Source organism: Mycobacterium rhizamassiliense (assembly GCF_900157375.1).
Classification (GTDB): Bacteria; Actinomycetota; Actinomycetes; order Mycobacteriales; family Mycobacteriaceae; genus Mycobacterium; species Mycobacterium rhizamassiliense.
The window spans coordinates 3,290,512-3,307,150 of sequence record NZ_LT721901.1 but is presented as its reverse complement, the minus strand read 5'-3'; the positions used below and the strand labels follow the sequence as shown (position 1 = coordinate 3,307,150).

Here is a 16,639-nt window from a genome sequence, read left to right as displayed (position 1 = left end):
TTCAGAGCGCGGCGTCGAGGAGTTCCATATAGGCGTCGATGTCGGGGACGGCGGATTCGGCCGCGTTGACGCTGATCGCGATCGTCTCGCCGATGCCGTGCACCCCGTGCGTCAAACCCATCACCGACGAGAGCGGGGGGTAGGTGGCCGTCAGCACCACCGGAAGGCCCCCGAAATGCAAATCGGCGGGACCCCGATTATTGCTGGACACCACGGTGTTGCCCAGCACCTGTGTCGGCCGGGCATCGGGGTCGAACAGCGAGACACCCCACCGCAACACCGCGGCGGGTAGAGCAGCGAGAGCCCGATCCTCTGAACCCTTCGACGGATGTTCGAAGCGGCGCCGGCCGTTGGCCAGATCGGCCGCAATCCGCTGCACCCGGGTATCCCGATCAAGCCGTGGGTACAGTCCGACGACGACGTTGCCGAAATGGTTATATGCAGGTGGTACACCGCTTTTAGCCATCGGGACTTCCGCCGCCAGCGAGTCGGCCGCATCGCCGAACAAACCCGACAGGGCGGTGGACACCGCGGCCAGCGCCGCGACCGTGACGGTAGGACCCGGCATTTGCGAGCGGTGACGCACCAAGGTCCGTAGCGAGCGGACGCCGGCCGGGCGGGCGTTGGTGGGCAGCAGCGGCCGGTACCCGATTCCCGGCGCTATCAGCCCCGCGCGGGTATCGCGAACCAATTGGCGGTGCGTGCGGGCCGCGTCGACGGCCCGCCAGGGCAAAAAGCCCGCCCGAACTGGCCGCACCTCGGGCAATGGGACAGTCCGCCCGAACAGCCAAGCCCCCATCGCCGAGGCACGAACGCCGCCGGCCAACGCATGTGGATACTGCCAGAGCACAACGGTGCCTGGGCCGTCGACGCCCGGGATGCCGAAGACCGGCGTGAATACATGTATCCGCCAAGGCATCTGGCGTATGTCCAACTGGCGATCAGCGAGGCCGACGACGGCCGCCAGGCAGCCGAGCCAGCTGCGGTCGGCCAGGTCGTGGCAGGCAATCTGCTCGCGGCTAACCGGCGCGGGCACCCACTGCGGATACGTCAGCGGGCTTCCATCGTGGACCCGCATGGTCAGATCGGGACACGCACGGGCGCGGCCTAACACCTCGTCGATGCCAGCACCGAGATCGGCGGGTTGGCCGTCAAACGCCCAGAGCTGGAAATCGTCGTTGGGGACCTTGGCCGACATCCAATAGAACTCCGCGTCGACGGCCGCCATCCGGTGCGCCGCCATGACGGTCAGCCCGCTGAGCCGACGAAGGCCAGTATTCGTTCGGCGACCCTGTCGGGTTGTTCCAGCTGCAGGAAGTGACCGGCGTGATCGACGATGGTCACCTCGCTGCCGGGCGGGAGCACCTTCTCGGTCCAGTGCGCGAAAGCCGGTGTCATGCAACCGTCGTCGAGGCCGTGCAGATAGAGGGTCGGCAGGATGGGCGCCTCGGTCCAGAGCTGGTTCAGCTCGGCGTACCGCTGCGGCGGACGGGTGTTGCGCAACGTGGCCCGGTAGGTGCCCAGCGCCGCGCGCCAGCTCTCCGGTGTCCCGATCGCCGCGTCGACGTGACGCAGATCCTCGTCGGCGCCGCGATAGCCCGGCGACCACCGCCGCCACAGCAACGGCAGCACCCAGGGCGCGGACCGCTCCGGCAGGACCGGCAGCTGGAAGTAGAACATGTACCAGCTGCGCATCAGCTGACGCGGCAGCTGGCGCAGCAGCTTGCCACGCTCGCTGACGTTGCCCCGGAACGCCGCGGAGACGGGCACGGACATGATCACCGCTTTGCTGAACGGGCTGTTGGGCATCGCGGCCAGACCGGTGGCCGTCAGCGCGCCCCAGTCGTGGCCGATCACCACGTCGCGGTCGGTGCCGCCGGCGGCCTCGCGCACCCGCAGTGCGTCGTCCATCATGGCGCCGACGTGGAAAGCGCCGTCGTCGGGAATCGCCGACGGCGCGTACCCACGATTGAACGGCGCGACCACCCGCCATCCCGACGCGACGAGCAACGGTGCGACCTTGCGCCACCCGTAGGCCGTGTCGGGGAAGCCGTGCAGACACAAAGCGATCGGTGCGTCAGGGTCACCCCAGGTCAGCGCCTTCAGATCGCCTGGCGGCCCCGGCACGTCGATCCAACGTGGCTCGGTCACACGGACCAACCTAGCCCGTGCGGGTCCCCTATCGCACCGACAGTCTCGAAAAAGTGCTAAACAGGCACTCCACCAACGAGTTTCACACTGCCTGCGCGGCCGCCCGCTCGAGTTCGGCGATGACGAGCTTGCGCATCCCGTACATCGCCTCGGTCGCCGCGGTGGCACGGGCCGGGTCCGGATGGCTGACCAATTCGTAGAGCCGCTTCGGAACGATCTGCCAGCTCAGCCCGAACCGGTCTTTCAACCAGCCGCACGGCGCTTCCTCTCCGCCGTCGGTGAGCCGATCCCAGTAATAGTCGACCTCGTCCTGGTCCTCGCATTCCACCGTGAACGACACCGCCTCGCTGAACGTGAAGTGCGGACCGCCGTTGATCCCGATGAACCGGTTGCCGTCCAGCACAAAGGTGCCCGACAACACCGAGCCCGGTTCGCCGGGTCCGGCGTCGGTGGCCCGGTTGAGATCCTCGATCCGCGAGTTCGCGAACACCGAGGCGTAGAACGAGACGGCGTCCTCCAAGTTGTGGTCGAACCACAGCGTGGGCGTGATCGAGGGCATAAGCGACTCCTTCTGGTAGGGGTTCTGATCGGGGTCTCACACTGTTAGACCCCGCCAAGCGGCGGATCTCACCGCATGGCTATGTAACGTCAGTTCGATGAGCACGTTAAGCAGCAGTTCGGAGACCGTTCAGTTCGCCGGTGCCGGCGGCATCACCCTGGTCGCCGACGAATGGAATCGCGACGCCCGCGGCACCGGGCATCCGTCGATCCTGATGCTGCACGGCGGCGGCCAAAACCGGCATTCCTGGAAGAACACCGGCCAGATCCTGGCCGACAGCGGCTACCACGTCGTCGCGCTGGACAGCAGGGGACACGGCGACAGCGACCGGGCGCCGGGCGCGGACTACGCCATCGAAACGCTGCAGGCCGATGTGATGAACGTGCTCGACGCGATCGGCGGCCCGGTGGTGCTGATCGGGGCCAGCATGGGTGGGCTGACCGGCATCCTGGTCGCCGACAGCGCCGGCCCGGACAAGGTGACCGGTTTGGTGCTGGTCGACGTGGTGCCGCGCTACGAGAAGAACGGCAGCGCGCGCATCCGGGACTTCATGCTGACCAACCTCAAGGGCTTCGGCTCGCTCGAGGAGGCGGCCGACGCCGTCGCGGCCTACCTGCCGCACCGCAGCAAGCCGCGCAGCCCCGAGGGGCTGAAGAAGAACCTGCGCATGCGCGACGGGCGGTGGTACTGGCACTGGGATCCGGCGTTCATGACCGCGCCCGGCGACGACCCGGAACTGCGCACCGAGCACTTCGAAGAGGCCGCGGTAAAAATCAAGGTCCCGATCCTGTTGATCCGCGGCAAGCTCTCCGACGTCGTCAGCCCCGAGGGTGTGCGGCACTTCCTGGAGACGGTCCCGCGCGCGGAATTCGTCGAGCTGTCCAACGCCGGCCACACCGCGGCCGGCGACGACAACGACGCGTTCAGCGACGCCGTGGTGACGTTCGTGCGGCGCCTGACCGGCTAGTTGGCCGGCTTCTCCGCGTGACCGCCGAACTGCTTGCGCATCGCAGACAGCGCCTTGTTCGCGAAGTCGTCGAGGCTGCGCGAAGCGAAGCGCGACTGTAGCGCGGTCGTGAGCACCGGCGCGGGCACGCCCTCGTCGATCGCGGCGATCGCGGTCCAGCGGCCCTCCCCCGAATCCGAGACCCGGCCCGAAAACTCGTGCAGGTCAGGCGATTCGTGCAGTGCGCTCGCGGTCAGGTCCAGCAACCAGGATCCGACGACACTGCCGCGGCGCCACACCTCGGCCACATCGGGGATGTCGATGTTGTAGCGGTAGCACTCGGGGTTGGACAGCGGCGCGGTTTCGGCATCGCCCTTTTCGATCCGTGCGCCGATGTCGGCGTTGCGCAAAATGTTCAGCCCCTCGGCGAGCGACGCCATCATCCCGTACTCAATTCCGTTGTGCACCATCTTCACAAAGTGCCCGGCCCCGGAGCTCCCGCAGTACAGATAGCCCTTTTCGGCCTGGGCGACCTCACCTTCGCGGCCCGGGGTGCGCGGGGCCGCGTCGACCCCCGGCGCGATGGTGGCGAACAGCGGCTCGGCGTGGGCGAAGGACTTCTCGTGGCCGCCGATCATCAGACAGTATCCGCGCTCCCGGCCCCACACACCGCCGCTGGTGCCGCAGTCAAGGAGGTGAACCCCCTTCTCGTCCAACAGCTTTGCGTGCTTCATGTCGTCGCGGTAGTAGGAGTTGCCGCCGTCGATCACGATGTCGCCGGCCTCCAGCGTCTTGGCCAGCTCCTCGATCACCGAGGTGGTGATGTCGCCCGCGGGCACCATCACCCAGACGACCCGCGGTGCGGTCATCTTCTCGGCCAGCTCGGCGACCGAGGACGCACCCGTCATGCCGTCTTCTTTGGCCAGCGTCTTGACGGCTTCCTCGTCGTGGTCGTACACCACGCCCTCGTGGCCGCCGCTGACCACGCGGCGAATGATGTTGGCGCCCATCCGGCCCAGGCCGATCATTCCGAGCTGCATATCTTGAGTCTCCTTATTTCGACGACTTTGTTTTCTGCGGGAACCACGGCTCTTGCCAGCGGTGGTGACCACGCACCAGGGTCTGGGCTTCCTCGGGCCCCCACGACCCGGGCTCGTACGGGTGGACTTCGCCGGGCTTGTCCAGCAACGGCTGGACAATGCGCCACGTCTCTTCGATGCTGTCCTCCCGGGCGAACAGCCCCCGGTCCCCGGTCAGTGCGGCGTGGAACAGCACTTCGTACGGAGTCTCCGGCTCGCCCAAATCGGTGACGAACAACGAGTCCAGGTGCACGTCGTGCCAGTCGCCGTCGACCTGGGCGGCCAGCTGCATCCGCATGCCCGGGTCGGGATCGATGCGCAGCACGATCTGGTTGGGCTCGGCCGTCCTGCGATGCGGCAGGAATGCCAACTGGGGAACGCGGCGCAAAAACAGCCGCACCTCGGTGACCTTTTCCGTCAGCGACTTGCCGGCACGCAGGAAGATCGGCACCCCGGACCAGCGCCAGTTGTCGATCTCGGTGCGCAGCGCGATGAACGTCTCGGTCTTCGATTTTTTCGCCACCCCGTCGACGTCGGTGTAGCCGGTGTACTGGCCGCGGACGCAACGCTTGGGATCCAGCGGCGGCATGGCGCGGAACACCTCGGACTTCTTGTCGTTGAGGTCATCGGCGGTGTCGCCGACCGGCGGTTCCATCGCCACCATGGCCAGCACCTGCAGCAGATGGTTCTGCACCACGTCGCGCAGCGTGCCGACCTTGTCGTAGAACCTGCCGCGGTCCTCGACACCGAAATCCTCGGCCATCGTGATGTGGATTTCGGAAACGCTGTGCCGATCCCACAGCGCGGCCAGCGCCTGGTTGGCAAACCGCAGACATTCGAGCTCCACCACCGGCTGCTTGCCCAGGAAGTGGTCGACCCGCAGGATCTGGTCCTCGTCCAGCACCTTGTGCAACCGTTCGTTGAGTTCGCACGCGGAGTCGAGGTCATGGCCGAACGGCTTTTCCACCGCGACGCGGGCCTGTTTGACCAGTCCCTCGCGCGCCAGGTTCTCGACGATCGGCGCGAACAGCGCGGGCGGCATCTCCAGGTAGTACAGCGGGCGGTAGTCCGAACCGATCATTTCGGCCAGCCGGTGGTAGAGCTCGCCGTCGGTGACGTCGCCGTGCACGTAGTCCAGCCGGTCAGCCAACCGGTCGAATACGGCGTCGTCGATCTTCTCGCCTGCCTCCTTGATGGCCTTGCGCGCCCGCTTGACCAACTCCGCGACGGTGATCTCGTCGCTGGCCACACCTAGGATCGGGCAGTCGAGCAGCTTGCGGCGCTCGAGGCGGTACAGGGCCCGAAACGTCATCTTGCGCGCGAGATCGCCGGTAATGCCGAAGATCACCAGCAAATTGGACGAATTACCACCATCGTCGGCCAAGACCGAAACCTCCCAAAAGTCACCTCATCGGTTCACTGGAGATTTACTACCCGGGGTGTTCGCACTCAACCCTAGACACTGCTTATGGGGCCGACAACCGGAAGCGTTTTAGCGCTTTGCAAAGATGCGAGATGTGGGTGATGTGCTGCATATCGCCGTCTACGTGCTGGCCGGGATTGTCGTGGTCGAGGCGGCAGCGCTCGGCGTGCTGTGGAAGTTGCTCGTCCGTAGCCGCGAGGAGGCCGAGGAGTTAAGGCAGCGTGCCGACACCCGCAATTGGCTGATATCCGGTGGCCGTGAAGCCGTCAAGACGGTGTGGAACACCGCAAACGTCATGCGCAAACAGGGCTTTGGCGCCGCGGTGCGCAGCAACATCGAGGAGCTCGCCGACTGGGCCGAGGTCGAGCGGCCCGACCTGGCGCGGGTGACGCCGGACGGCCGGGTGGTGATCCTGTTCTCCGACATCGAGGAGTCCACGGCGCTCAACGAGCGCATCGGTGACCGCGCCTGGGTCAGGCTGATCAGCTCGCACGACAAGCTGGTGTCAAGCCTGGTGCAACGCCATTCGGGTCACGTGGTGAAGAGCCAGGGCGACGGGTTCATGATCGCCTTCGCCCGCGCCGAGCAGGCCGTGCGGTGCGCCATCGACATGCAGCACGCGCTGCACAAGGACGCAAAACGCAAGCGGCACGAGGAGATTCGCGTCCGGATCGGCATCCATATGGGCCGTTCGGTACGCCGGGGCGACGACCTGTTCGGGCGCAACGTCGCCATGGCGGCGCGGGTGGCGGCCGAGGCCGTCGGCGGCCAGGTCCTGGTGAGCGAGCCGGTCCGGGATGCGCTACGCGACAGTGACGACATCGGTTTCGACGACGGCCACGACGTCGAGTTGAAAGGGTTCTCGGGTAGCCATCGCCTGTACGCGGTCTACACCGGCCCTCAGGGCGAGTCCGACTGAGCGCCGTGTCCGTTGGATTCGGCCAAGCGCTGATGCAGCCGGGCCCGGACCTCGTCGGGCGTATAGGCCTGCCGCTTGCGCTGATCACGCACCACCAGCGCGCCGCCGGCGACGACGCCCGCGGCCCCGGCCAGCCCAACCCACTTCCATATGCTGCGCATCCACACAGGCTAGCCTTGGGGCCCAATGGACACGTTGCGCGACAAGGTGTGCGTCATCACCGGGGCGGCCAGCGGCATCGGCCGCTCCATCGCGCACGCGCTGGCCGGTCGGGGCGCCCGGGTCGTGGCCGTCGACCGTGACGCCGACGGCATCGACGTCCTGGCCCGCGAGCTGGCCGATCGGGGCGCCGCCGTCCTGGCGCACCGCGCGGACGTTGCGGATCCCGAGGCGTTCCAAGGGGTTCGCGGCGCGGCGCTGCACGAGTTCGGCCGCGTCGACGTCGTCGTCAACAACGTCGGTGTGCTGACAAATGGCCTGCCCCAAGACATTCCGGTAACCGAGTGGCAGCGTATCCTCGACATCAACCTGATGTCCGTGGTCCGCAGCAACGACGCCTTTCTTACACTGCTGCTCGAGCAGGGCAGCGGGCATCTGGTCAACACCGCGTCGTTCGCCGGGCTTTTCACCTACTCGTATGACCGCATGCCGTACGCGGCCACTAAGGCCGCCATCGTTCAGATCAGCGAGGGCCTCGCGATCTACCTGCGGCCCAAGGGCATTGGAGTGTCGCTGCTGTGCCCGGGGCCGGTGTTGACCAACATCGCCGCCGCGGTGCCGACGTTCGGCGGCGGGGCGCCCCTGCGCATCCCGGGTGAACAGTTCGAGCTGCTCGATCCCGCACCTGTCGGGGAGCTGGTCGCCGACGCGATCCTTGCCAACCGATTCTTCGTGCCCACGCATCCGCAGGTCGTCGACGAGCTACGCCGGCGCCTCGACGACTGGGACGCCTATATCGACTACCAGATCTCCCGAGAACCCCGATGAAAGGTGAACCTCCGATGACTGATTCGCGCGCCAAGGGCCTGGAAACGTTCCGGGAAATGCTGCCCGGCCTGATTCCCGACGACGCCACCGGCGTGCGCGACAACGGCATCGCCGGCGAACTCATGGACCTGGGCATCGATCACGTCTTCGGCGCGCTGTGGGCGCGGCCCGGGCTGGACCGGCGCTCGCGGAGCCTGGTCACGCTGGGCGCGCTGATCGCGCTGCGGGCAACCGACGAGCTGAAGTTCCACTTCCAGATCGCGATGCGCAACGGCCTGACTGTCGAGGAAATCGAAGAGGTGATCTACCACATGACCGGCTACGCCGGTTACCCCGCGGCCACCAACGCCCGCAATGTCGCGCGCGAAGTGCTGTCGCGTTCCTAGGCTCTGGACATGCTGACCCTTGACCAGGCACTGAGCGAGACACGCACCGGCGATCTCTGGCTGTTTCGCGGCGGGTCGGGACCCGACCGGGCGATCCGGACGCTGACGAACGCCCCGGTGAATCACGTCGGCATGACCGTGGCCATCGACGACCTGCCGCCGCTGATCTGGCATGCCGAGCTGGGCGACAAGCTCACTGACATGTGGACGGGCTCCAACCACCGGGGCGTGCAGCTCAACGACCTGCGGCAGGCGGTTTCGCAGTGGACCCAGCGCTATCAGCAACGGTGCTGGCTGCGCCAGCTGACGCCGTACGCCACCGCCGAGCAGGAGAACGAACTGCTGCGAGTGATCGCGCGCATGGATGGCACCGCCTTCCCAACGACCATGCGGCTGACGGGCCGGTGGTTCCGCGGTCGGCTGCCCACCATCAACGACTGGGTCCGCGGAATCCCTTTGGTGGACAGGAAGGTTCGTGAGCAGACGCAGCAGCGCCGCGAGCAGCGCAAGATGAGCCTGGCGACGGCGTATTGCGCGGAGACGGTGGCGATCACCTACGAGCAGATGGGTCTGCTTGTCACGGACAAGGATTCGAACTATTTCGATCCCGGTTCGTTTTGGAGCGGCGACACGCTGCCGTTGGCGCCGGGCTATCGGCTGGGCGACGAGATCGAGGTCGCGGTCGGTTAGCCGACCGTGATTTCGCCCATCTCCGACCACCCGGTGGCGTCGAGCGTCTGGCTGATGATCTTGGGCGTGGAGGTCAGCGCCTGCGGGGCTTCTTGGAAGAACCGCTTGACGTGCTCGCTATTGACGTGGACGCTTCCGGCGTCGCCGTCGCGGAACGCCTCGAGCAGGACGTACTCGGCCGGGTTATCCAGGCTGCGCGACCACTCGAACCACAGGTTGCCCTCCTCGGCGCGGGTGGCGGCGGTGTACGACGCGACCCAGTCCGGCCAGCGGTCGGTCCACTCGGGTTTCGTTTCGAATTTCACGACGATGAAGATCATTGCGGGCCTCGTCTCTGGTCACGGCTACCGGCGCGCTCGCCGTCGGTCAGCGTTGCCGGCGAGCGCCGCCAGGATATCGCGCGGTCAGTCCCGAGCATCACTTTTGAGGGATCCAGCAAACACACGACCGAAAACACGAGTGAATGGCCGCCCGGATTATTCGGTATTCGGACAGCGATGCCCTTTAGGGAAAGTGACGCAGCCCACAGGCGCGGCCCGGCCGCGATTACTTCACTTTTCCCAGGCGCGTAATGCGATCAGAGTGACGAATGTTGCGAAGCGATCCGCGGCATTAACCACGACCTGTGCAATTCGATTCTTTATCAATTCGGAATTCCAGGGTCACCCGGCGGGGGCAATTGCGGAGCCGGCGGAGGCGGCAGTTCCGGTGCCGGCGGGGGCGGCGGCGCGGGTGCCGCAACGCCCACCAGAACGGCGGGTGCAGTGACCCTGCCGGACGGCACGCCGGTGTCCAGCGGCGCGTCCGGCGGCGGCGGAGGCGGTGCGAATGGCGGAGGCAACAGCCCGTCGCCCTCCGGGGGCATCGGCAGGAACATGTGGTGGGTGAATCCGGCCTGGTAGGCGCCCGCACCACCGATGTGCACGCCGCCGTGCTCGCCGCTGGACACCGGCGTGCCGTCCGGCAGGGTCACTGCCGTGTGACCGCCGTTCCATCCGATGACCAAGGCATTGGGAGCGGTTCCGTATTGGAAGCCCCGTGCCAAAAGCGCAGCTTCCTCATTGCCCGTGTTAAATCGGCTGCCGAAGACCGGTCGATCAGTTGCGGCATTCGCAACCCATGAAGCCAGTCCCGAGCAGTCAGTCCCGGCCGGAGAATCTCCACCCACAATATACGGCGTCCCCGAGACCTGGTTGACCAGAGACACCAACGCAGCAAGAACAATCATGGCCAGGGACGCTAGCAACAAGATACTTAGCAAGCCAAAATTTGTGGCGCGTATCACGCGTAAATTAAAGAATGGCGTGCGCCGCATTTACAGCAAACTTATTACATAAATGCATCTTTATCGTCACCAATAGCCGGCGCCGGCCCTAAGCGGGCCGCTGGCGTGTCCGACATGGCCACGAGCCGCCAAAAATACGCGCCCAACCTGAACCGCAGACGGCGGCCGTTACGTACGGTGAGTTTGTGTGCTCCCCCGGCCCGGCATGCGTCGCCCGCCCCACCGCGATGTTCCAATATGGTCCTGTCGACATATGCGCGCGCACTGAGGGGGTTCGATGACCGCGGCACTGCCTCCGGCCGGCTGGTACCGCGACCCGTCGGGCGCGCGCGCACAACGCTTCTTCGACGGATCCGAATGGACCGAGCACTACGCGGCCACGCTGTCGGTCGAACAGCGCACCGAAATACTCGAAGAGGCGATCTCCAGCCACTACCCGTGGGCCCGCATCGAGTCCAGCTCGCCCACCCAGGCCGTCCTGTTCCTCGGCGGTGGCGTGTCGGTGCCTGCGCATGTCGTGTTCGCGCTGCTGACCGTCGTCACCTGCGGGCTGTTCGGCATCATCTGGCTGATTGTGGCCGCCACGTCCCCCGAACGACGCGCCTACGTGGCGGTCGACTCGTTCGGCAACGTCACCTTCAACTAGCTCCACCTAGTCGTAGATGACGGCCAGTCCCCGGCGCTCGAGGTCGGCCAGGCCGTCGCGCATGGCTTGCAGCTGTTCGGGTGAATGCCCGACCCAGTCGGTGAGCTCGCCGACGATCTGCACGGGCTCCCGGGTCCGGTAGGAGCGGGTCGGGTTGCCAGGAAACTTCTTGTCGGTCACGTTCGGGTCGTCCTCCACCGCGCCCTGCGGTTCCATGATGTAGATGCGGCCCGGGCCGTCGCCCAGGGCCAGCTCGGCTCCCCACACCGCGGCGTCCAATGTCTGCGTCATATATACGTGGTTGGCGCGGCGCCCGCCGCCGTAGTTCGAGCGCCGCCCGGGGACCAGAAAGTCGCCCGACGAAAGGTCGGCCTTGGTGCCGTGCAGGAACGCACCCGACTCATGCACCTCGAAAGGTTTCGGTGCGCTCGCCACACATGCCCCCATCCGTCGTAGTTCGCGACCGCAAAATTGTGCCGGGCAGTTCACTGCGAGTTCAAGTTTGCGTTGTCTCCCGCTTCCCCGCCGGGGGCAGCACTACGCGCATGACCACTCGCGCACTGAGGAAACCAGCACTGACGTCACTGACGGCCCTATCCGTACTGCTGTGTTCGGCACCCGCTGTCGCGGGCGCCGCCCCGGACAGCAAGTCGGCCTATCTGACCAGCCTCAACCAGCATGGGATCAGTTACGGCGACCCGACGCACATGGTCCAGATCGGCACGACTCTCTGCCACGAGCTGCGCAACAACCTGGTGCCGCAGCAGGAAGCCATCAGCCGGATCCAGAACTTCGGCTACACGGGCGCGCAGGCCAACGTGATCGCGGCCAGCGCCGTGTTGTCGTTCTGCCCGGACATGGACGCTGACGCGAAGTAACCCGCGCCTCAGCTGGAGGCCAATGTAGCTGTGCGGGTTGGTGTTTCGCGTCAGATCGGGGTCCATACCCCGTTGTTGAAGAAGCCCCAAGCGCCCGAGGTCGGGTTCCACATCAGGTGAGCCTGCGGCGCCCACGCCGGTGGCGGCGGCTGCGGCGGGGCCCAGGGCGGCGGCGGTCCCCACGGCCCCCAGCCCGCCGGGGCGGGGCCCTGCCAGTCGTGGCACTGATTCCAGTTCCAGTGATAGTCGGTGCCCCAGGCCGGGTCCCATTGCTGGCCGGGGCACCAGTGGTTGGTGGGCGCGGGGACCGGGGCGGCCTGGGCGATGCCACCGGCCGACCCGGCAGCGCACAGGGCCAACCCGGCGCCCACCAGCAGCCCCGCGGACCGTCTCGCTCGCTTCGCAGTCGCCATCCTCTAAGCATGGTCGACGCCGGGACGTCGCCGCTAGACGTTGGACCGGAATTCGCCTACGTCACCGGCTCTTCGTCCGGTGCGTTGGCGACAGCACCTAGACGGCGCCGGGTTTCCGCCACCGCCCGCCGGATCTCGACGTTCTCGCGCCTTGGCGTGCTGTAAAAATGCTGTGGAACCTTGTCACGACTTCCCGGGGCGGGTCCTACCCAGGAGGGGACGTCATGGTGACCAGAGCCATTGCGCTGATAGCCCTCTCCGTCTGGCTGGCCGCGCCGGCCCATGCCGACGCCACCGACGACGCGTTCATCACCAACCTCGGCACGTCCGGCATGGATTATGGCGCACCCGACCGGGCGATCCAGATCGCCAAGACCGTCGTCTGCGCCACCCTGGGCGAGAACCCGAAGACCAGCAACGCGGACCTGGTCGCCAAGGTCACCAGCGCCACCAACTGGCCACCGCTCAACGCCGCCTACTTCACCGGTGCCGCGATCCAGGCCTACTGCCCCCAGTACGGCTCCCTCACCATGCCCCCGGTCCCGAGTCGGGCCCCCGGTGGTCCCAGCGCCACCCCGTCGCCGTCCCCGACCCCGCCGGTCGAGTCGGCGTAACCAAATCTCTGAGTTCAGGAGTCATCTATGGCCGACACCGATGCCGCAGCGATCCGGGCCGCGCGAGCCGACTGGATCAGTGAGCACCTCGACAGCTACCTGACTTCCGGTGGCACGCGGGGCCACATCTTCGACGTCAGCGGGGTCGGCGGCCGTGAGATGACGACGCACTGCCTGATCAGGTGCGTGGGCCGCAAGTCGGGGAAGGTCTACGTCAGGCCGTTGATCTACGGCAACTTCGGCGGCGAGATCGTGATCGTCGGGTCAAAGGGCGGTGCCGACAAGCATCCGGCGTGGTACTCGAACATTCTGGCGAGCGAGACGATCGGTGTGCAGATCGCGACCCAGGCGTTCGAGGCGACGTGGCGCGAGCCCGAAGGCGAAGAGCGCCACCAGGTTTGGGAATATATGGCTCACCTGTACCCGCCGTACATCACCTATCAGCGGTCGACCAGCCGGCAGATCCCGCTGGTGATGTTGTCGATCGGACGCCCGATCGACGTCTTCACCGCGGACGACTCGCTGTAATCGTTCGACAGGGTCATATCCCGAACTTCGCACGCGCCATGTCGGTGACCGGGGTGAATAGGTTGACGAGGTTTCCGTCGGGATCCCTGAACAACAGCGCACGGTTTCCCCATGGCATCGTCGTCGGTTCGGTGACCACCTCCGAGAGTTGCCCACGGAGTCGCCCCCACTCGGCGTCCACATCGTCCACGAGGAATTCGATGATCGCCGAACGATTTGCGCCGGGCTCGGCAGATCCGGCCCCAAACAGCGCGACCGTTTTGTCGCTGCCAATGGCCAGCGTGCCGACAGCCGTGGGAATCTCCGCGAAAAGTTCGTTGCCCCATACGGCGTTGACACCCGTGACCGTCTCGTAGAAGGTGACCAGCCGTTTCACGTCGGCAGTGATGACACGGGTCGATACGAACTTCATCAGGACCTACTCCTCAGGTTGCCGAAGGCTAGTCGGCTGATGGCGCGGACAACCACATGCTAGGTACGCACCCTGACAAGCTGATCCCGTCCATCCTTCGTTGGCCTAGACGTTGAACCGGAATTCGACGACGTCGCCGAACAACATCAAAACGCTGCGATGACGCTCTCCGCGGGAGAGTTCATGCTCTGGGCGTGCGGACATCGGTGATGGGCCAGGCGACTTCGGTTTTCCACTGAGTCTCGTCCGCAGTGTGCGAGTGATCGCAGTGGTAATACTCGCGGATGCGCGGTCCGACGGCGAGGCCTTGGCCGGCGATGTAGCTGCCCAGCTCGGCGTAGGCGAGATCGATGTCGGCCATTGTGCCGTGATGAATCGTCACGGCGACCGCCGCGGCGGGCACGAGGATGGGTTGGACGGGCCCCAGCTGCCGTGGTGTGTCGACGGGAACGAAGACGGTGGCCTGGCCTGGTTCGTGCCGGAACAGGCTTTCGTCGTATATCCCGCCGGCAGGCCCGGTTTGGTCGACCCGACCGGTAGAAACGGCCGCGCGAACATCGTGTAGGGCTGCGCGCCACCATTTTTCGATGTCGGTGGGATCGACGGTGGCGGTGATGGCGATCGCGGGGATGGTCGACTCGGCGCGCCGGTTGACGGGCTCTGTGCTCGCCGCGTTGTTCAGCAGGGCACGAAGCGAAGTGACCGCGGCTTTCGTCTCGGCCAGCTCGGCCTCGAGGTGATCGATGTGGGTTGCGATCAAGGACTCGCGTTCACCAGCGTCCTGAGCGACAAGAACATCTCGGACGTCCGCGACCGGCATCCGTAGGTCCCGTAGTCGTCGGATCAGTTGAGCGGTCGGCAGTTGATCGAGGGAGTAGTAGCGGTATCCGGTCTCGGAATCGACGTGTACCGGTTCGAGTAGTCCGACGTGGTGGTAATGGTGCAGCGTCTTGACACTGAGGTGGGTCATCGTCGCGAACTGCCCGACGGCAACGATTGCACTCATGGCGGCTCCGGGTCAGGAGGGCCGCTCCCTGCTCGGAAGCGGCCCCACCGGTTAATACTGCGGTTGGGTGTTCTTGATGATGAGCAGGCTGACGATCTTGCGGTCGCGCAGCCGGAAGTAGTTGGTCATGATCAGCGGATCGGGTAAACCGGTCTTGTCATAGTCACCGTCGTAACGGCACCGAACGCACAACATGCCGGCGTTGACGACCATCTCGACGGGCTCTACCGTGACGCGATCGCCGACAAACTCCTTGGCGATGAACGCGCGGATGTGCTCACTGCCCCAGAACTCCCGCGAGAAGTCGTTGACGAGCGCATCGTCGGCGAAGGTTTCCATGATCGCGTCCACGTCAAAGCTGTTGATCGCGGCGATGTGCGCGCTGATCAGGGGGTCCAGTCTGAGTTGTGTAGTCATTGCTTCCTCCTTGGCATTGTGACGCCGAATGTCCGTCGAACACCAGCCTGGGCCCTCCCGTTACAGGAGAGTCAAGCCGTCGATCTGACGGGCCGACATCGTCGTTGGGGAAGCGGGAAAGCTACCGGTCGTGAGACTGCTATCTACACGTTGAACCGGAACTCGACGACGTCGCCGTCGGCCATGACGTAGTCCTTGCCCTCCATCCGGACCTTGCCGGCCGCCTTGGCCGACGCCATCGATCCGGCCGCGATCAAGTCGTCGTACGACACGATTTCGGCCTTGATGAAGCCCTTTTCGAAGTCGGTGTGAATGACCCCGGCGGCCTTGGGCGCGGTGTCGCCCTGATGAATCACCCACGCGCGCGCCTCTTTTGGGCCAGCCGTCAAATAGGTCTGCAGCTTGAGTGTGTGAAAACCGGCCCGCGCCAACGCATCCAAGCCGCGCTCGGTCTGTCCGATCGATTCGAGCAACTCGGCCGCGGACTCGTCGTCCAGCTCCTGCAGCTCGGCCTCGATCTTCGCGTCCAGGAACACCGCGTCGGCCGGTGCGACCATCGCGCACAGCTCGGCCTTGCGAGCGTCGTCGGTCAGCACGGACTCATCCGAATTGAACACGTAGAGAAACGGTTTGGTGGTCATCAGGTTCAGCTCGCGCAGTGGCGCGGTGTCGACACCTGCCGAGAACAGCGTCTTGCCCGAGTTCAGCACGGCCTCGGCGGCGACGGCCGCCTCGTGCACCGGCTTGCGCTCCTTGTTGTTGCGGGCTTCCTTCTCCAGCCGCGGCACGGCCCTTTCCAGCGTCTGCATGTCGGCGAGGATCAGTTCGGTCTCGATCACCTCGATGTCGGAGCGCGGATCGACCTTGCCGTCGACGTGCACGACGTCGTCGTCGGCGAACACCCGCACCACCTGGCAGATCGCGTCGCACTCGCGGATGTTCGCCAGGAACTTGTTCCCCAGCCCGGCGCCCTCGGAGGCGCCCTTCACGATCCCGGCGATGTCGACGAACGTCACCGGCGCCGGCACGATCTTCTCGGACTCGAACAGCTGCGCCAGCTTGTCCAGCCGCGGGTCGGGCAGCGCGACCACGCCCTCGTTCGGCTCGATGGTGGCGAACGGGTAGTTGGCCGCGACCACGTTGTTGCGGGTCAGGGCGTTGAAGAGCGTGGACTTGCCGACATTGGGCAGTCCCACGATTCCGAGGCTCAGGCTCACGGGGAACCAAGTCTAGGCTCGGCCGCACGGCCCGCTGCGCCGGTGCACCGGGCCGTGCCACGCCAGGCATCTTGACAAGCTAT

At 65.9% G+C, this 16,639-nt stretch carries 23 protein-coding genes; 9 read left to right on the top strand and 14 right to left on the bottom strand.

The window, feature by feature from the left end; translation table 11 throughout:
• Position 1: 1 nt before the first annotated feature.
• From MRAB57_RS16240 to MRAB57_RS16230, 3 genes are all read right to left on the bottom strand, one after another.
• Positions 2-1,243: a WS/DGAT domain-containing protein gene (locus MRAB57_RS16240; RefSeq protein ID WP_077088264.1), complete on the bottom strand. Its 1,242-nt coding sequence runs from the start codon at positions 1,241-1,243 to the stop codon at positions 2-4.
• Between the two features lie 5 nt (positions 1,244-1,248).
• Entirely contained in the window at positions 1,249-2,151 is a 903-nt protein-coding gene (locus MRAB57_RS16235; RefSeq protein ID WP_077088263.1) for an alpha/beta fold hydrolase, read from the bottom strand.
• 82 nt (positions 2,152-2,233) lie between these two features.
• The gene (locus MRAB57_RS16230) at positions 2,234-2,710 is read right to left on the bottom strand and encodes a VOC family protein (protein WP_077088262.1); all 477 of its coding nucleotides are present in this window, start codon (positions 2,708-2,710) and stop codon (positions 2,234-2,236) included.
• Between the two features lie 97 nt (positions 2,711-2,807).
• Here MRAB57_RS16230 and MRAB57_RS16225 point away from each other — a divergent pair, with 97 nt between their 5' ends.
• A complete protein-coding gene (locus MRAB57_RS16225) occupies positions 2,808-3,677 on the top strand; it encodes an alpha/beta fold hydrolase (protein ID WP_077088261.1) in 870 nt (289 codons plus the stop codon).
• Here MRAB57_RS16225 and gnd read toward each other — a convergent pair.
• Together gnd and MRAB57_RS16215 are read right to left on the bottom strand one after the other, a co-directional pair.
• Positions 3,674-4,696, bottom strand: coding sequence for a phosphogluconate dehydrogenase (NAD(+)-dependent, decarboxylating) (gene gnd / locus MRAB57_RS16220; RefSeq protein WP_077088260.1), 1,023 nt, complete (start codon positions 4,694-4,696; stop codon positions 3,674-3,676). The genes MRAB57_RS16225 and gnd overlap by 4 nt on opposite strands.
• A 13-nt stretch (positions 4,697-4,709) precedes the next feature.
• Entirely contained in the window at positions 4,710-6,119 is a 1,410-nt protein-coding gene (locus MRAB57_RS16215; protein WP_077088259.1) for a glucose-6-phosphate dehydrogenase, read from the bottom strand.
• Positions 6,120-6,243: 124 nt separating this feature from the next.
• Here MRAB57_RS16215 and MRAB57_RS16210 point away from each other — a divergent pair, with 124 nt between their 5' ends.
• Positions 6,244-7,077, top strand: a complete 834-nt coding sequence (locus MRAB57_RS16210) for an adenylate/guanylate cyclase domain-containing protein (RefSeq protein ID WP_077088258.1) — start codon at positions 6,244-6,246, stop codon at positions 7,075-7,077.
• Here MRAB57_RS16210 and MRAB57_RS16205 read toward each other — a convergent pair.
• Positions 7,059-7,238 (bottom strand): hypothetical protein, encoded by a 180-nt coding sequence (locus tag MRAB57_RS16205; RefSeq protein ID WP_077090626.1) that lies wholly within the window; start codon positions 7,236-7,238, stop codon positions 7,059-7,061. The two genes, MRAB57_RS16210 and MRAB57_RS16205, sit on opposite strands and share 19 nt — an antisense overlap.
• Before the next feature lie 25 nt (positions 7,239-7,263).
• Between MRAB57_RS16205 and MRAB57_RS16200 the strand changes: the two genes are divergently transcribed.
• From MRAB57_RS16200 to MRAB57_RS16190, 3 genes are read left to right on the top strand one after another with little or no spacing between them, the layout of a single operon-like run.
• Positions 7,264-8,064 carry an SDR family oxidoreductase gene (locus MRAB57_RS16200; protein WP_077088257.1) on the top strand — a complete coding sequence of 267 codons (801 nt, stop codon included), beginning with the start codon at positions 7,264-7,266 and terminating at the stop codon, positions 8,062-8,064.
• A gap of 14 nt (positions 8,065-8,078) precedes the next feature.
• Positions 8,079-8,450: a carboxymuconolactone decarboxylase family protein gene (locus MRAB57_RS16195; protein ID WP_077090625.1), complete on the top strand. Its 372-nt coding sequence runs from the start codon at positions 8,079-8,081 to the stop codon at positions 8,448-8,450.
• A 9-nt stretch (positions 8,451-8,459) separates the two neighbouring features.
• Entirely contained in the window at positions 8,460-9,140 is a 681-nt protein-coding gene (locus tag MRAB57_RS16190; RefSeq protein ID WP_077088256.1) for a guanylate cyclase, read from the top strand.
• Here the strand turns inward: MRAB57_RS16190 and MRAB57_RS16185 are convergent.
• Both MRAB57_RS16185 and MRAB57_RS16180 read right to left on the bottom strand, forming a co-directional pair.
• Positions 9,137-9,460: a putative quinol monooxygenase gene (locus MRAB57_RS16185; protein ID WP_077088255.1), complete on the bottom strand. Its 324-nt coding sequence runs from the start codon at positions 9,458-9,460 to the stop codon at positions 9,137-9,139. The genes MRAB57_RS16190 and MRAB57_RS16185 overlap by 4 nt on opposite strands.
• 323 nt (positions 9,461-9,783) lie before the next feature.
• On the bottom strand, positions 9,784-10,368 hold the full coding sequence (locus tag MRAB57_RS16180) for a glycoside hydrolase (protein WP_077088254.1): 585 nt from the start codon (positions 10,366-10,368) through the stop codon (positions 9,784-9,786).
• A 334-nt stretch (positions 10,369-10,702) separates the two neighbouring features.
• Here MRAB57_RS16180 and MRAB57_RS16175 point away from each other — a divergent pair, with 334 nt between their 5' ends.
• On the top strand, positions 10,703-11,071 hold the full coding sequence (locus MRAB57_RS16175) for a DUF2510 domain-containing protein (RefSeq protein ID WP_077088253.1): 369 nt from the start codon (positions 10,703-10,705) through the stop codon (positions 11,069-11,071).
• A gap of 6 nt (positions 11,072-11,077) precedes the next feature.
• Here MRAB57_RS16175 and arr read toward each other — a convergent pair whose 3' ends face one another.
• On the bottom strand, positions 11,078-11,518 hold the full coding sequence (gene arr / locus MRAB57_RS16170) for an NAD(+)--rifampin ADP-ribosyltransferase (protein WP_425436751.1): 441 nt from the start codon (positions 11,516-11,518) through the stop codon (positions 11,078-11,080).
• Positions 11,519-11,616: 98 nt separating this feature from the next.
• On the opposite strand from arr, the gene MRAB57_RS16165 reads away from it, so the two are divergent.
• Entirely contained in the window at positions 11,617-11,949 is a 333-nt protein-coding gene (locus tag MRAB57_RS16165) for a DUF732 domain-containing protein (RefSeq protein ID WP_077088251.1), read from the top strand.
• Between the two features lie 50 nt (positions 11,950-11,999).
• Here MRAB57_RS16165 and MRAB57_RS16160 read toward each other — a convergent pair whose 3' ends face one another.
• Entirely contained in the window at positions 12,000-12,362 is a 363-nt protein-coding gene (locus tag MRAB57_RS16160) for an Mtp family mycobacterial-type pilin (protein ID WP_077088250.1), read from the bottom strand.
• A 224-nt stretch (positions 12,363-12,586) separates the two neighbouring features.
• On the opposite strand from MRAB57_RS16160, the gene MRAB57_RS16155 reads away from it, so the two are divergent.
• Together MRAB57_RS16155 and MRAB57_RS16150 are read left to right on the top strand one after the other, a co-directional pair.
• The gene (locus MRAB57_RS16155; protein ID WP_077088249.1) at positions 12,587-12,976 is read left to right on the top strand and encodes a DUF732 domain-containing protein; all 390 of its coding nucleotides are present in this window, start codon (positions 12,587-12,589) and stop codon (positions 12,974-12,976) included.
• A gap of 27 nt (positions 12,977-13,003) precedes the next feature.
• On the top strand, positions 13,004-13,504 hold the full coding sequence (locus MRAB57_RS16150) for a nitroreductase/quinone reductase family protein (protein ID WP_077088248.1): 501 nt from the start codon (positions 13,004-13,006) through the stop codon (positions 13,502-13,504).
• 13 nt (positions 13,505-13,517) lie between these two features.
• Here the strand turns inward: MRAB57_RS16150 and MRAB57_RS16145 are convergent, their stop codons facing one another.
• From MRAB57_RS16145 to ychF, 4 genes are all read right to left on the bottom strand, one after another.
• Positions 13,518-13,916, bottom strand: a complete 399-nt coding sequence (locus MRAB57_RS16145) for a VOC family protein (protein WP_077088247.1) — start codon at positions 13,914-13,916, stop codon at positions 13,518-13,520.
• Positions 13,917-14,097: 181 nt separating this feature from the next.
• Positions 14,098-14,922 (bottom strand): MerR family transcriptional regulator, encoded by an 825-nt coding sequence (locus tag MRAB57_RS16140; RefSeq protein ID WP_083743436.1) that lies wholly within the window; start codon positions 14,920-14,922, stop codon positions 14,098-14,100.
• Positions 14,923-14,973: 51 nt separating this feature from the next.
• Complete coding sequence (locus MRAB57_RS16135) at positions 14,974-15,339, bottom strand: nuclear transport factor 2 family protein (protein WP_077088246.1); 366 nt, start codon at positions 15,337-15,339, stop codon at positions 14,974-14,976.
• 143 nt (positions 15,340-15,482) lie between these two features.
• Positions 15,483-16,556: a redox-regulated ATPase YchF gene (ychF, locus tag MRAB57_RS16130; RefSeq protein WP_077088245.1), complete on the bottom strand. Its 1,074-nt coding sequence runs from the start codon at positions 16,554-16,556 to the stop codon at positions 15,483-15,485.
• Positions 16,557-16,639: the final 83 nt, after the last annotated feature.